Genomic DNA, 14529 nt, shown 5'->3' with positions numbered 1-14529 from the left:
ACCCTAATGCAAGAATATAAAAAAAATAGGGTTTCAAAAGTTGCCTTTGCCTACTGCATGGCACTTTTGTTTATGATTATTTTTATCAGCTCTACTTTTTTTCTTACATCAAAACGTCATATACCTAACACTGAAAAAGATCAATACGCTCTTGCTCTAAGAGGATCGATTATAACTAAAGATAATTTTACTATCACAAGTTCTAAACAAATTTATCGCGCTGAAATTGATCTTAGAAGTGTCAACAAAGATAAATTTGATCTATTTTTAAAGCTTTTTCAAATTTATAGTGGGATAAGTAACGATCAAATAGCAGATATTAAAAAAAGAATGCAAAATCAAAAAAAACGCTCTTATAATTTTGTTCTTTTACAAAACTTAGATTCCAAGCAAGCAAGCTACCTTAAAGACCTTGCTAAAAAACTTTATATACAAGGCTTTTTCAAAGCTTTTACAAATAATTCTGGAAGAGTTGAAACAAGAGGATTAAATATCATCGAACATGAAGAAGATAGAATTTACATGTCAAAAGATTCTTTTACTCCTATTATCGGTTATACTAAAATGATATTAGATCCAGAAAGTGGAATTTTAAAAAATATAGGAGTTAAAGGTTTAGAAAAATACTACAATGAATGTCTAAGTCCTGTTCAAAATGAAAAAATTCAAGGACTTAAAGATATAGGTGGAAATATTATTTTAAATCTAAATTCACTACAACAAAAAAAGATCAATGGTTGTGATTTATATTTAAATCTTTCTTTGAAACTACAAAAAAGCATAGAAAAAGCCATAGATCAAAGAAATGAGGATTTAAAAGCCAATGAAATCATCGTTGGGGTAATGGAAAGCAAAACAGGAAGAATTTTAGCTTTAGCAAGCTCAAGGCGCTATGACCCGCAAAATCGTGGAAAAGATCTATCAGTTCTTAATGCAAGCGCTATAGAATACGGCTATGAAGCAGGTTCTGTTATCAAACCTTTTATCTTTACAACAGCCTTAAGACTTGGTAAAATAAAAATGGATGAAGTAATTAATACTTATGGCGGTTCTTATAAGCTAGGACGTTTCACCATCAAAGACGATCACAAAATGGACAAAATGACTATGGAGGAAGTTATAAGATATTCTTCAAATATAGGCATGATACAAATTGCTAAAAGACTTAACAATATAGAAATCGTATCAGGACTTAAAATATTTAAATTTGGCGAAAAAAGTGGTATTGACCTACCCTATGAACAAAAAGGAGAAATTCCAAATCCTAAGCGCTTAAGAGATATAGAAAAATCTGTTTTAAGTTATGGTTATGGACTTAAAACAACCTTTATACAACTCCTTGCAGCTTATAATGTTTTCAACAATGATGGGTTTTATATCACACCGCGTTTAGCTGAAAAATTCTATCAAAATGGACGCTTTACAAATCTTGATAATGATGTAAAAAAAGAAAAAATTCTTTCTAGTGAAGCTGCTAAAACGATGCAAAATGTTCTTATAAATGTTATAGAAAAAGGAACAGGAAAAAAGGCAATTACACAAGGTATTATTGCAGGAGGTAAAACAGGAACGGCAAGAATAGCCGAAAGACAAGGTTACACCTCAAATCGCTACAATGCATCCTTTTTTGGTTTTGCAAATGATTTAAATCACGCCTATACCATAGGAGTTCTCGTAAGACATCCTACTAAACCTTATAGTTATTATGCTGCACAAAGCGCTTTGCCTATGTTTAAAGATGTTGTTGATATTTTAATCAATGAAGAATTTCTAACGCCTATACAAGACAATAACCAAACTAGCACAAACAACTAGTTTGATATATCTTTAGAAAATATCACCTCAACAGCACCTATAAGTTCTTCAGCAATCTTAGCAGCAAAAGTTGTATCATTAAGTATTGAAATTCCTTCAGCTGTTGTGATTTTTCTTACTGAAATAAGATGTTCAACATTGCTCAAGGTTAAAGTATCGATTTCTTTTAAAATTTCTTTTCCTTTTTGAAGATTTTTAATAATCAAATAAAGCTTTTCACGATCTTCAACCACTCTAAGCTCTTCGATACTTCTTAAAAGCTCTCCTAAATTCGATCTAATTTTATTATACTCTAAAGCCAAAAATTCATTAGAAGAACTAGAATATTTCTTAATATTTGCTTGGATAATTTTTAAATTTTTAGTTGTTTCGGCTAAATTTTTAGCTGCCATCTTAAAGGTAAAAATTTTATGATTCTTTGTTTCATCGTTAATATAAACTTGTGCTTTAGTTGAAAAATCAATAATAGCTTCAAAAAGAACCTTTATCCTAGTTTGATACAAATAGTCCAAATCCACATTTTTACTAAACCACCTTTTATTTTCTAAAATTTCTTTAAAACTTTTATCACTTTGTATATCTTTACGACTAAAACCTATAGCATGAGCAACAATTGCATAGGTATTGTTATAAAGATGCTCGCTTTCTTTCCTTAAAGCTTCGATGGCTGTGTCACTAAACTTAACCAAACTACTATCAAGATATAAAGGTTTGTCTTTATTCTTATCTTTAGGAGCTTTTACCAACTTATTTAAAAAAAGAACAATTTGAGGAGTAAAGAATGAAAAAAACACAACACCAATTAAATTGAACAAAGTGTGAAATAATGCTACTTTCAAAGCTATATCTTCTATGTTTAATGCAATGGATAAAAAATTAAGAAAATGTATAAAATAAGGAAAAATAAGCACTATTAAAAAAGCTATACCAAAATTAAAAATACAATTTGCAAACGCTAATTTCTTTCCTTCAATATTGGTACTTAAAGAAGCTAAAACAGCCGTTACAACCCCTCCAACACTAGTACCTAAAGTTGCTGCTAAGGAATTTTCCAAACTGATTTGTCCAGCAAGTAAAGCAGCAACAATAATAGCCATTGTAGCTGTGCTTGATTGTATAACTCCTGTAAGCAAAGCACCTAATCCTAAAAAAACAAAAACTCCTTTAAAACCAGCAAAATCAAAGCGAGAAAGATCAATTATATGTTTAAAATTTTCAAAACCACTTTTAATATAATCCACACCCAAAAAGAAAAATCCTATACCAATAAAAATATTACCCAAACCCTTTAAAACACTATCTTTTTGAAAGAAAAATAATACTCCAATAATCAAAAGTGGGATAGCTAACATTGAAATTTTAATATTTGTCAAACCAACAATCAGCCAAGAACTTGCCGTATTTCCTAAATTTGCTCCAAAAATAATCCCTATGCCCGCACCTAAAGAAATAAGCCCTGCACTCAAAAAAGAAATCGTAATAATAGAAACTAAAGTTGAAGATTGCATAATTAAAGTACTTAAAGTACCAAAAAGTATACTTTTTATCTTTGTATCAGTTGACTTTGCTAAAATTTTTTCAAGCAAACCACCACTAAAAGCTTTAAAACCTATACCTAAATTAGTCATTCCAATAAGAAGTATTGCCACTCCTGCTAAAAGATTGGCAAGCCCATCATAACGAATTAAAATAAAAATCAGAACTAAAGTAAAAATGCTCCATGAAATAAATTTAAAATATTTTAAAGAATTTCTTTCCTCTTGCAATACCTAACCTTTTAATTTTTCAAATTCATTCATCAGAAATTCTCTTAAATTTTCAGCTTCTTCCTCCCCTTTTTCTAGATACTCAAGTAATAAATTTTCCAATTCCTTTAAAAAAGAAAAAAGTTCATTTTGCCAGATACTATCGTTTTTATTACTCAAATTCATGGTTTGTATGAAAGTCAGCTCCCTGCTTAAATCCCCAAGTTTTTCTAAAAATTCATCTTTTTGATCAGAAATTTTTAATGCTAAATTAGCATTTTGGATATTTTCTTTAAATTCTCTGATTTTTTCATCGATTAAATCACAAAATTTCGGATAAATATCCATTTTAATAGGCTCTAAAAGAGTTCGCTCATCTATATTTAAAGTAAGCTTTTTAACAGCAAAATAAAGAGCTAAAAAAGACAAAGCTGCTATGAGTAAATAAATTCCTAGCATTAATAACCCTTAAGGGCTAGCATTCCGCCATCTAAATTGATGCTTTCAAGTCCCAATTTTTCAGCTATAAATTCAGCTGCAACCATGCTTCTATGACCACTACGACAAATAAAAGCAAGTTTTTTATTTTCATCTCTTTTGCTTTGAAATTCATCTAAAAATTTAGCATTTAAAAGCCCTTGATTATCATATAAAGCTACACATTGCGCATTAGGTAAAATGCCTTCTTCCCATTCTAAAGGAGTACGCACATCAAAAATTTGATATGCGTTTAAATCTTGCTTTGTCCAAAGACTCGCAGGGATATTTTCTATCATGAAAAAGCCTTGTTGATGATTTTTGTAAGGCTTGCATTAAATTCAGCAGGATTATCCACACCCATACCTTCGCTTAGTTTTGCCATATTTAAAACCAAAGTTGCTATATCTGCACTAAAGGTTTCGTTATTTTTAAGACCTGTAAAAATAGCGTGTTTTGGATTGATTTCTAAAATAGGTTTGAAATTTTGTTCTTGACCCATTTGTTTTAAGAGTTGTTGCATAGCAAAATCAGGTTTATTTTTATCATAAACTATACAACTTGGGCTATCTTTTAAACGACTGGTTAGTCTTACATCTTCAACTTGATCTTTTAGAAGTTCTTTAAATTTAGCTACAAGTGGAGCAAAAGTATTTTTTTCTTCATCGCTTAGTTCATTTTTATCTTCTACTTGATTGATGGCTACAAATTTCAAACCTTCAAATTCTAGCATAGGAGTTACTAAAGAATCAATCTCATCGTCCATGAGTAAAACTTCTATATTTTTTTGTTTATACTCTTCAAGTAAAGGAGAGGTTCTTAATAAACTTTCATTATTTCCTGCTATATAAAAAATTTCCTTTTGTTCGCCTTGAAGGTCATTTTTATACTCCTCTAAAGAGCGTAAATTTTCACCTTTAGTGCTTTTATAAAGCATGAGTTTTAAAAGACCATCTTTTTCTCCACCAAAACCATAAAGTCCTTCTTTTAATACCTTGCCAAAGGTTTTAAAGAAAGATAAGTATTTTTCTTTATCATTGTTTTTTAGTTTTTCAAGTTCACCTAAAATCTTTTTAACGCTAGCTTCTTTAACACCTTTTAAAATTTGATTTTCTTGTAAAATTTCACGGCTTACATTAAGCGGCAAATCTTCTACATCGATAATCCCACGCACAAAACGCAAATAAGTTGGTAAAAGTTCTTTATCGTCATCACTGATAAATACGCGTTTTACATAAAGTTTTAAGCCACTTTGATAATCCACACGGAATAAATCAAAAGGTGCATTTTGTGGTATGAAAAATAAAGAATTGTATTCTAATTTTCCTTCGCTTTTAGTGTGAAGATAAAGTAAAGGTTTGTTTGAATCATGAAAATTTTGCTCATAAAATCTTTCATAATCTTCTGCTTTAAGGCTTGATTTTTGCATTCTCCATAAAGCATTGGCTTTATTGATTTGAGAAATTTTAAGTTCAGTTTTCCCTTCTTCTTCGCCTTCTTTAGCAGGAGTAAATTCTTCTTTTTCCATGAAAATTGGAAATTGAATATGATTAGAATATTTTTCAATAATGCTTTCGATTTTATAAGTATTAGCAAACTCATCATCTTTTAAATATAAAGTAATGCTTGTTCCTTGTTCTTCTTTGTTTGCGTCATCAATCTCATAACCATTTGCATCAGAACTCCAAAGATAAGCTTTATCATCTAAAGCTTTTTTACTTAAAACTTCGATTTTACTAGCCACCATAAAAGCAGAATAAAAACCTACTCCGAATTGTCCTATGAGTTGAGAATCTTTTTTAGCATCACCGCTCAAATTTTCTAAAAAGCTTTTAGTACCGCTTTTTGCTATGGTTCCAAGGTTGTTGATAAGATCATCTTTATCCATACCTATACCATTATCACTAATGCTTAAAGTTTTTTTATCTTTGTCAATTTTGATTTCAATTTTAGGTTCGAATTTTAAGCTTTTATATTTATCATCACTTACGCTCAAAAAATTAAGCTTATCTAAAGCGTCGCTTGCGTTTGAAATAAGTTCTCTTAAAAAAATTTCTTTATTAGAATATAAAGAGTGTATCATAAGCTGTAAAAGCTGATTTACTTCGGTTTGAAATTGCATTTTAATCTCCTTTGTAATTTTTTAAAGTGGTATTTTAGCAAAAAATACAAATTCTAAAGTAAATTTAAAGATTTATTTGAAAATTATAAAACCAAGCCATGCGGCAAATAAGCAAAGAAAGACATTTAAGAGAATATTTAACGCAAAATAAAGATAATTTCCACTTTGCAAAAGAAGTAAATTTTGATAAGAAAAAGTAGAAAAAGTTGTAAAAGCTCCTAAAAAACCTGTACTTATAAAGCTTTTAAGCAAAGGAGATAAACCTTTATTTTGGGCATAAGAAAACAAAAGTCCTATGATAAAAGAACCCAAAACATTAACAAAAAGAGTTCCAAGGCTGATAGAATAAGGAAAAAATTTATTCACTAAATTTATAGAAAGCATTCTTAAGATTGCCCCTATAAATCCCCCAAAACCAACAACTAAAAGGGTATTTAGCAAAGCTTAGCTCTTTCTTGCTCGAGCAATTCTTGCATTTTTTTTCTGGTGTTTTCAAGCCATTTTTCATCATTTGTATCGACTAAATCCATACAAATGATTTTAAGTACTCCACTGCTTGCACTAAAACTTTTTGTGTCTAAAATTTTTGCAGAATCCACAATTAAAATAGGCTGAACTTTAAGATTTAATTTTTCACTTAAAATTTTTGCTCCACTTTGAAATTTAAGCATTTTTTCATTTTTAGATCTAGTTCCTTCTGGAAAAATAGCCAAAACCCTATCTTCGCTAATTCTTTCTTTTGCTTCTTTTAAAACTCGTACCAAATCACGCGGATTTTTTCTATCTATACAAAGAAGTTTTGGTTTTTTCATAGCGACTTTGAAAATAGGAATTTCTCCTAATTCTTTTTTGGCAATCCAGCATAAATTTTTAGGATATAATTCTTCTAAAGCAATGATATCTAAAGCACTTTGATGATTCATTAAAATCATCTGAGCTTGTGGATTAAAAGTACCAATGATTTCTTGTTTATAAGAGATGGTATATCTTTGAAATTTAGCCCAAATTTTGCGGATTTTCCAAAGTGTGTTTTGAGATTTTGTAAAGTAAAAACAAAAAACCACCAAAGCAACGCTTAAAACAAAAAAAATCCAAAAATAAAGAGCTTTAATTTTTTTGTAAATCATCTTTATTAACCCAACCTATTTTTCCATCAGAAAACAGTACTTTAATATAATTTTGTCTTTTGCCTAAAACTTCTACTTTTTCATCTGCATTTGCCGTATAAAAATAAGTTGAAGGCTCTGTAGGTAAAATTTTAGCCCTAGAACCAGCCTTGATAATTGCATTTTGAGTATTGGTATCTACAAGAAAACTAAGCGCAAAACAAACAACTGCCAAAGCCAGAATAATGTAATTTTTTCTCCATACAAATAAAGCTCCAAATAAAACCGCTAAAAACCATAAGGTATATTGTTTATAAATATTTAAGTCTTTATTTACAGGATTTAAATCACTCTGAGTGCTGATCTCATCGTCACTAATTTTTAGTTTTAAATTTATATTTTCAAGCTTTTTACTGTCCTTATTGAAATACGAAAATTCAAAATTTGTTTTACTTAATGGCAAAATAGCATAATAAAAAGCACTAGAAGCATTAAAATCCCCTTTTAAATTTTCAATGCCTTGCTTTTGAATTCCTTCTATAAAAAAGCTTTTAAGATTTGCATTGGTTGCGTTTAGTTCTACCATCATAATGATATTAGCATCATCAAAATAACTCGCTTTAACTTTTTTAATTTCCAAAGAACTTGCCACAAGGTGTGAAAAATCTTTATTGGATAAAGTATTTTCAAATTTGATAGGATTAAGATTGATATCAGCCTCTTGAAAAGCTTCATTATTTCTAAGAAGTTTGATAGAAATTTTACTCAAACTAGCATTTGAATTTTTAGCTTCAAACCATAAAGTTGTTTTATATTCGTTATTGATAAATTCCCATTTTACATCTGGATTTAAAAAAGATAAATTAGTTTTTTCTACGCTTATATTAAAATCAAATTTTGTATTTTCCGTAGTGCGAGCATAGATCGTAATAGGAAAAACTTCTCCAACATATACCCTACTTGGATATTCATCATTTGTAAGAACCAAACTCCCTTTAGCTACAAAAGGATCATCTACATTGCTTTCAAAGTCATTATTTTCATCGCTTGGCGGAATATTTTGATAAATTTTTTGTTCTTCTTGGGGTAATTTTTGTAATTCTTTTTGCATATTTTCATCTTGGCCGCTAAATACAGAAATTTCACCTCTGCCAAACAATACAACAACACTAAAAATTAAAGTTAATAAAATTTTCAAAATAAAAAGCCTTTAAGCATTTTCAAACCTAGATCATTACCTAGAACTTTTTCACAAGCACGCTCAGGATGTGGCATGAGTCCAAAGATTTTTTTGTTTTCATCACAAATTCCTGCGATATCAAATACAGAACCATTTGGATTTGACTCGTATTTTAGAGTAATAAGATCTTTATCTTGCAATTCTTTTAAAGTAGCCTCATCAGCGTAATAATTTCCCTCTCCATGGGCAATTGGTAAATTAATAATTTCATCTTTTTTGAAATTTTTCAAAAAGGCATTATCATTAGAAACTACTCTTAAATTTTGGTTTTTTGAGATAAAACTAAGATTGTTGTTATGCTTCATTGCACCTTTTAAAAGACCGCTTTCAAGTAAAATTTGAAAACCATTACAAATACCTAAGATATATCCTCCCTTTTTTGCATGATTAAAAACACCTTGCATAACAGGAGCAAGTTTTGCAATAGCTGCACATCTTAGATAATCTCCATAAGAAAATCCGCCTGGCAAAACAACTAAATCTGTATCAAATTCTTTTTCTTCATGCCAAACAATCTGCGTTTTTACTCCAAGTTTTTCAAAGGCATAAGCTGTATCAAATTCACAATTTGTCCCTGGAAATCTAATAATAGCAACTTTCATTTTACTCTTTCTCAATTATAAGCTCATAATCTTCAATGACGCTATTTACCAACAACTCTTCACACATTTTTTTGACTTGTTCTTTGGCTAATTTTTCATCTTTCTCATCAAGAGAAATTTTGATTTGTTTTGCTATTTTTACTTCTTTTACGCTATTAAAATTTAAAGAATGCAAAGCTTTTTCCACCGCTTTGCCCTGTGGATCTAAAACCCCATTTTTTAAAGAAATATTTACAATAACTTCCATATTTTTCCTTAATTTAATATTCTTTTTAAAACTTCTTCATAAGCCATTTTTACATTACCTAGATCTTGACGAAATCTATCTTTGTCTAATTTTTCATTATTAAATTTATCCCAAAATCTACAACTATCAGGACTTATTTCATCAGCTAAAACAAGTTCATTATCTTTAGTTAAACCCAGTTCGATTTTAAAGTCAATCAGCCTTAAATTCTTATTGTCAAAAAATGGAGTTAAAATAGAGTTAATCTTTCTAGCTATATTTTTAATTTCACTAATTTGAGCTTCATTTTGCACTAAATTTAAAATCAAACAATGCTCATCATTGATAAAAGGATCGCCTAAGGCATCATCTTTAAGACAAAATTCCACCAAAGCAAAAGGTAGTACAGTGCCATCTTTAATGCCCAGTCTTTTTGTAAGAGAACCTGTTGCAACATTGCGTACTATAACTTCAATAGGAACAATTTTACATTTTTTAACCACTTGTTCTGTATCGCTTATAGTTTCTACCAAATGGGTTTTAATCCCATTTTTTTCAAGCAAATGAAAAATTTCAGTACTGATTTTACAGTTTAATGCGCCTTTTCCACTTTCATTGCCTCTTTTTTCTGCATTAAAAGCAGTTAAATCATCTTTAAACTCACTAATTAGTAAATTTTCATCATCAGTTTTGAAAAGTTTTTTACCTTTTCCTTCGTAGAGCATTTCTTTTTTTGTCATTTTATTGTCCTTGTTTGATATTTAAAATTTTAATAGTATCAATAGCTGATTTTAACTGTGCGTCATCATTGATTTGTTTTTGACTGATTAGATTTTTATTGTCTTTATTTTCTTGTTTATCTTCTTTTTTATTTTTATCTATTTTTTCAAGCTCACTTTCTAAATGTTGTTTTAAGTCGCTTTCTTTTATAGAAAAACCATCTTCTTGAGTATTTACTTTACCTGGAAAAACTTCAATATCAGGTTTTACACCCACTGCTTGAATAGTACGTCCGCTTGGAAGATAATATCTTGCAATAGTAAGCCTTAAAGCTTCAGTTTTATTAATAGGTATGATTTGTTGAACACTACCTTTTCCAAAAGTATTTTCACCCACAATAACACCGCGTTTAAGATCTTGTAAAGCTCCGCTTACGATTTCACTTGCACTAGCACTTCCACCATTTACAAGCACAACCAAAGAAGCATTAGAAATTTTGTTTTTAGGATCGGCTTTATATTCTTGATTTTCACTTGCAATGCGTCCTTTTTGAGAAACAATAACACCTTTATCTACAAATAAATTTACAAGTCCTATAGCTTGATTTAAAAGTCCACCAGGATTATTTCTAAGATCTAAAATAACCCCTTTAACATTAGGATATTTTTTAAGTTCTTTACTTGCCACATCTACAACATTTTTATCAAAATTTGTAACTCTAAGATAAAGAATGTTTTCATTTTCTATCATTTTTGCATAAACACTTTCTATCTTAATAATTTCTCTTGTAAGTGTAACATCAAAAGGTTTTGTTGCACCTTTTCTAAAAATGGTTAAAGTGATTTGAGTTTTTGGCTTACCACGCATTTTATCTACAGCATCATTGAGATTAATTCCTAAAGTGGCCTCATCATTAATTTTTAAAATAATATCTCCTGATTTTATCCCTGCTTTATCTGCTGGCGTTCCTTCTATAGGAGAAACAACTGTTAAAGCGCCATCTTTCATACCTACGGTTATACCAAGGCCACCAAATTCACCATTGGTTTGAATTTTCATATCATTAAAATCTTTTTCATTTAAAAAAGAAGAATGCGCATCAAGATTGCTTAAAAGCCCTGATAAAGATTTATCCACCAAATCGCTGATATTTTGATCATCCACATAATATTGCTCTACTATGGCAAGAGTTTTTGTAAGCTTATCTAAAGCTTCTAGGCGTTTTTGAACCTGCTCTTCTTTTTGATCAACTTTAGCTTGTAAATGACTCGTTAAAAATAGACATAAAATAAAAGTAGTGGCAAAGCCTGCAAGACCTGCAAAAAATCGTTTTGTTTTCAAAATAAGCTCCATTATTGAGTTTTAGTTTAAAGAGTAAATTTTAATAAAAATTACTTAAAACTTCGTAAATAAATTTAAATTCTTAAAAATATGTTAAAATAGACTAAAAATTCCAAAAAGAAAGTTAATACAATGTGCCAAGAAAAACATACTCATACACATTCTCAAAAACATCTTAAAGCAGTTTGCAATCGTCTAAGTAGAACCATAGGGCATTTAAGTGCTATTAAAAGAATGGTTGAAAATGACAAAGACTGTAGTGAAATTTTAATCCAGCTTGCTGCCGTAAAAGCCGAAGTTAACAATACCGCAAAAGTAGTTTTAAAAGAACATTTAGCTCATTGTATGGTACATGCTATAGAAGAAAATGATATTCAAAGCATAGAAGAATTAAACAAGGCTATAGATATGTTTATGAAATAATCTAAAATTAGTCATTTGTCCTATTATTTAAAAAATTTTACTCAATTAACTTGACATTATATGACTAAAGTTATATAATAGCAAGTATATAAACTAAATAAAGGATAAAACATGGCAAATATACAAGATTTTTTAACTGATAATATGCTTTCAAACCTTGAAAGTGCAGCATCTTTAGCTATACATTCTAAAAATAATGAAGTTGTACCTTTACATCTTTTATGGGCTTTAAGCGTAGATAGTACAAGTATTTTAAATCAAATTTTAAATAAATTAAATATTTCTAAAGAAGCCTTAGAGCTTGAAATTAAAAGCAGAATTTCAAAACTTGCAACGAGTTCAAATGTAAGCCGTGAAAATATACGCTTTTCCAATGAACTTATAAATTCATTAGAAAATGCTAAAGGATTGATGAGTGCTAATGGAGATAGTTATTTAAGTGTGGATACTTGGCTTATAAGTGAAAGTCAAAAAAGTCCTATTAAAGAAATTTTGGCGCAATTTTTAGATTTAAGAGAATTTCAAAAAGAGCTTGAAAGTCTAAGAGCGGGACGCAAAATCGATAGCAAAACAAGCGATGAAACCTTAGACAGCTTAAATAAATTTGGTATAGATTTAACCTTAAAAGCAAGTGAGGGTAAACTTGATCCTGTTATAGGCAGAGAAGAAGAAATCGAACGTTTGATGCAAATTTTAATACGCAAAACCAAAAACAACCCTATACTTTTAGGTGAACCAGGCGTAGGAAAAACAGCTATAGTAGAAGCTTTAGCACAAAGAATTATTAAAAAAGATGTTCCAAAATCTTTACAAAATAAAAAAGTCATCGCTCTTGATATGAGTGCTTTAATTGCAGGCGCAAAATACAGAGGAGAATTTGAAGACAGATTAAAAGCTGTGGTTAATGAAGTGATAAAAAGTGAAAATATCATTCTTTTTATCGATGAAATTCACACTATAGTAGGGGCTGGAGCGAGTGAAGGTAGCATGGATGCGGCAAATATTTTAAAACCCGCTCTTGCAAGAGGTGAACTCCATACCATAGGCGCAACCACTTTAAAAGAATATCGTAAATATTTTGAAAAAGATGCGGCCTTGCAGCGCCGTTTTCAACCTGTAAATGTGGGCGAACCAAGTGTTAATGAGGCTTTGGCCATGTTAAGGGGTATAAAAGAAAAGCTTGAAATTCATCATAATGTAACCATAAATGATAGTGCTTTAGTAGCCGCGGCTAAACTTTCAAAGCGTTATATAGCAGATCGTTTTTTACCTGATAAGGCTATTGATTTAATCGATGAAGCTGCAGCTGAACTGAAAATGCAAATTGAAAGTGAACCAAGTTCTTTAAGAAAAGTACGCAAAGATATAGAAACTTTAGAAGTTGAAAATGAAGCTTTAAAAATGGAAAATGATGAGAAAAATCAAAAAAGACTCGATGAAATCGCAAAAGAACTAGCTAATTTAAAAGAAAAACAAAATGCCCTAAATTCACAGTTTGAAAATGAAAAAAGTGTTTTTGATGATATAAGCACTAAGAAAAAAGAAATTGATCTACTTAAAAATGAAGCTTCTTTAGCTAAAGCTAGAGGTGAATTTCAAAAAGCAGCTGAGTTAGAGTATGGAAAAATTCCAAGTCTTGAAAAAGAAGTAGAAATTTTAGAAGATAAATGGAAAAAAATGAGCGAAAATGGAGTTTTACTTAAAAATCAAGTAGATGAGGATTTGGTTGCTGGAATTTTAAGCAAATGGACAGGTATTAGCGTGCAAAAAATGCTAACTTCCGAAAAACAAAAATTCTTAGAAGTGGAAAAACATTTAAAAGAAAGTGTCATAGGACAAGATAAGGCCTTAAGTGCTTTAGCTAGAGCTATTAAACGCAACAAAGCAGGACTTAATACAGACAATAAACCTATAGGAAGCTTTTTATTTTTAGGGCCAACAGGGGTAGGAAAAACACAATCAGCTAAAGCTTTGGCGAAATTTTTATTTGATGATGAAAAAGCAATGATTCGCTTTGATATGAGTGAATTTATGGAAAAACATAGTGTTTCAAGACTCTTAGGTGCGCCTCCAGGATACATAGGTCATGAAGAAGGTGGAGAGCTTACTGAAGCTGTGCGTAGAAAACCTTATAGCGTGCTTTTGTTTGATGAAGTTGAAAAAGCGCATAAAGATGTATTTAATGTGCTTTTAGGGATTTTAGATGATGGTAGAGCAACCGATAGCAAAGGTGTAACAGTGGATTTTAAAAATACCATTATCATTTTAACTTCTAATATCGCCTCAAGTGCTATTATGAATTTAAGTGGAAAAGAACAAGAAGATGCGGTAAAAAATGAGTTAAAAAATTTCTTTAAACCTGAGTTTTTAAACCGTTTAGATGATATTATCACCTTTAATCCACTTGGAAAAGATGAAGCTTATGAAATAGTCAAGCTTTTATTTAAAGATTTACAAATAAGCTTAGAAAACAAGGGGATAAAAGCAAGTTTAAGCGAAAATGCAGCCCTTTTAATCGCTAAAGATGGTTTTAACCCTGATTTTGGTGCTAGACCTTTAAGAAGAGCTATTTATGATCTTATAGAAGATAAATTAAGCGATATGATACTTGCTGATGAACTTCATGAAAATGATAGCATTATCATTGATGCAAAAGATGATGAAATAATCATCAAAAAAGCTTAATCATTTTGAAAGTAGAAAGGAACTACT

13 protein-coding genes and 1 pseudogene are annotated in these 14529 nt (G+C 30.0%); 3 read left to right on the top strand and 11 right to left on the bottom strand.

Annotated elements, in window-relative coordinates:
- The first annotated feature begins 6 nt into the window (after positions 1 to 6).
- The gene (locus AJN69_RS06015; protein ID WP_070287656.1) at positions 7 to 1815 is read left to right on the top strand and encodes a penicillin-binding protein 2; all 1809 of its coding nucleotides are present in this window, start codon (positions 7 to 9) and stop codon (positions 1813 to 1815) included.
- On the opposite strand, the gene AJN69_RS06010 is transcribed toward AJN69_RS06015, so the two are convergent.
- The 11 genes and pseudogenes from AJN69_RS06010 to AJN69_RS05960 form a co-directional block, all read right to left on the bottom strand.
- Positions 1812 to 3581: a Na/Pi cotransporter family protein gene (locus AJN69_RS06010; RefSeq protein ID WP_070287657.1), complete on the bottom strand. Its 1770-nt coding sequence runs from the start codon at positions 3579 to 3581 to the stop codon at positions 1812 to 1814. The genes AJN69_RS06015 and AJN69_RS06010 overlap by 4 nt on opposite strands.
- Before the next feature lie 3 nt (positions 3582 to 3584).
- Positions 3585 to 4019, bottom strand: a complete 435-nt coding sequence (locus AJN69_RS06005) for a hypothetical protein (protein ID WP_044778764.1) — start codon at positions 4017 to 4019, stop codon at positions 3585 to 3587.
- Positions 4019 to 4336 carry a rhodanese-like domain-containing protein gene (locus AJN69_RS06000; protein WP_002872637.1) on the bottom strand — a complete coding sequence of 106 codons (318 nt, stop codon included), beginning with the start codon at positions 4334 to 4336 and terminating at the stop codon, positions 4019 to 4021. Before AJN69_RS06000 ends, AJN69_RS06005 begins: the two co-directional genes overlap by 1 nt.
- On the bottom strand, positions 4333 to 6159 hold the full coding sequence (gene htpG, locus AJN69_RS05995) for a molecular chaperone HtpG (RefSeq protein ID WP_002921604.1): 1827 nt from the start codon (positions 6157 to 6159) through the stop codon (positions 4333 to 4335). Before htpG ends, AJN69_RS06000 begins: the two co-directional genes overlap by 4 nt.
- Positions 6160 to 6231: 72 nt before the next feature.
- Positions 6232 to 6600: a fluoride efflux transporter CrcB gene (gene crcB, locus AJN69_RS05990; RefSeq protein ID WP_002861248.1), complete on the bottom strand. Its 369-nt coding sequence runs from the start codon at positions 6598 to 6600 to the stop codon at positions 6232 to 6234.
- Positions 6594 to 7286, bottom strand: coding sequence for a lysophospholipid acyltransferase family protein (locus AJN69_RS05985; RefSeq protein ID WP_044778765.1), 693 nt, complete (start codon positions 7284 to 7286; stop codon positions 6594 to 6596). Before AJN69_RS05985 ends, crcB begins: the two co-directional genes overlap by 7 nt.
- Positions 7267 to 8463: an SH3 domain-containing protein gene (locus AJN69_RS05980; protein WP_070287658.1), complete on the bottom strand. Its 1197-nt coding sequence runs from the start codon at positions 8461 to 8463 to the stop codon at positions 7267 to 7269. Before AJN69_RS05980 ends, AJN69_RS05985 begins: the two co-directional genes overlap by 20 nt.
- Positions 8435 to 9107: pseudogene (gene purQ / locus AJN69_RS05975) on the bottom strand (phosphoribosylformylglycinamidine synthase I). The gene AJN69_RS05980 and the pseudogene purQ overlap by 29 nt, the downstream one beginning before the upstream one ends.
- Before the next feature lies 1 nt (position 9108).
- A complete protein-coding gene (gene purS, locus AJN69_RS05970) occupies positions 9109 to 9354 on the bottom strand; it encodes a phosphoribosylformylglycinamidine synthase subunit PurS (protein WP_002858611.1) in 246 nt (81 codons plus the stop codon).
- 8 nt (positions 9355 to 9362) lie between these two features.
- Positions 9363 to 10073: a phosphoribosylaminoimidazolesuccinocarboxamide synthase gene (gene purC / locus AJN69_RS05965; protein WP_002861244.1), complete on the bottom strand. Its 711-nt coding sequence runs from the start codon at positions 10071 to 10073 to the stop codon at positions 9363 to 9365.
- Position 10074: 1 nt separating this feature from the next.
- Entirely contained in the window at positions 10075 to 11409 is a 1335-nt protein-coding gene (locus AJN69_RS05960; RefSeq protein ID WP_002856815.1) for a S41 family peptidase, read from the bottom strand.
- A 117-nt stretch (positions 11410 to 11526) separates the two neighbouring features.
- Here AJN69_RS05960 and AJN69_RS05955 point away from each other — a divergent pair, with 117 nt between their 5' ends.
- Positions 11527 to 11817 carry a metal-sensing transcriptional repressor gene (locus AJN69_RS05955; protein ID WP_002859054.1) on the top strand — a complete coding sequence of 97 codons (291 nt, stop codon included), beginning with the start codon at positions 11527 to 11529 and terminating at the stop codon, positions 11815 to 11817.
- A gap of 111 nt (positions 11818 to 11928) precedes the next feature.
- Positions 11929 to 14502, top strand: a complete 2574-nt coding sequence (locus tag AJN69_RS05950) for an ATP-dependent Clp protease ATP-binding subunit (RefSeq protein ID WP_070287659.1) — start codon at positions 11929 to 11931, stop codon at positions 14500 to 14502.
- Positions 14503 to 14529: the final 27 nt, after the last annotated feature.

This window comes from Campylobacter sp. BCW_4338, assembly GCF_001763255.1.
GTDB classification, from domain to species: Bacteria; Campylobacterota; Campylobacteria; order Campylobacterales; family Campylobacteraceae; genus Campylobacter_D; species Campylobacter_D jejuni.
Note: the sequence above shows the minus strand (reverse complement) of the source record. Positions and strands in the feature narration are given on the sequence as shown.

Bases quoted from the DNA above. Each gene is read 5' to 3' on its own strand.
- htpG (WP_002921604.1), bottom strand. From the start codon at position 6,159: ATGCAATTTCAAACCGAAGTAAATCAGCTTTTACAGCTTATGATACAC.
- AJN69_RS05985 (WP_044778765.1), bottom strand. From the start codon at position 7,286: ATGATTTACAAAAAAATTAAAGCTCTTTATTTTTGGATTTTTTTTGTT.
- AJN69_RS06015 (WP_070287656.1), top strand. From the start codon at position 7: ATGCAAGAATATAAAAAAAATAGGGTTTCAAAAGTTGCCTTTGCCTAC.
- AJN69_RS06005 (WP_044778764.1), bottom strand. From the start codon at position 4,019: ATGCTAGGAATTTATTTACTCATAGCAGCTTTGTCTTTTTTAGCTCTT.
- purC (WP_002861244.1), bottom strand. From the start codon at position 10,073: ATGACAAAAAAAGAAATGCTCTACGAAGGAAAAGGTAAAAAACTTTTC.
- AJN69_RS05950 (WP_070287659.1), top strand. From the start codon at position 11,929: ATGGCAAATATACAAGATTTTTTAACTGATAATATGCTTTCAAACCTT.
- AJN69_RS06000 (WP_002872637.1), bottom strand. From the start codon at position 4,336: ATGATAGAAAATATCCCTGCGAGTCTTTGGACAAAGCAAGATTTAAAC.
- AJN69_RS05955 (WP_002859054.1), top strand. From the start codon at position 11,527: ATGTGCCAAGAAAAACATACTCATACACATTCTCAAAAACATCTTAAA.
- purS (WP_002858611.1), bottom strand. From the start codon at position 9,354: ATGGAAGTTATTGTAAATATTTCTTTAAAAAATGGGGTTTTAGATCCA.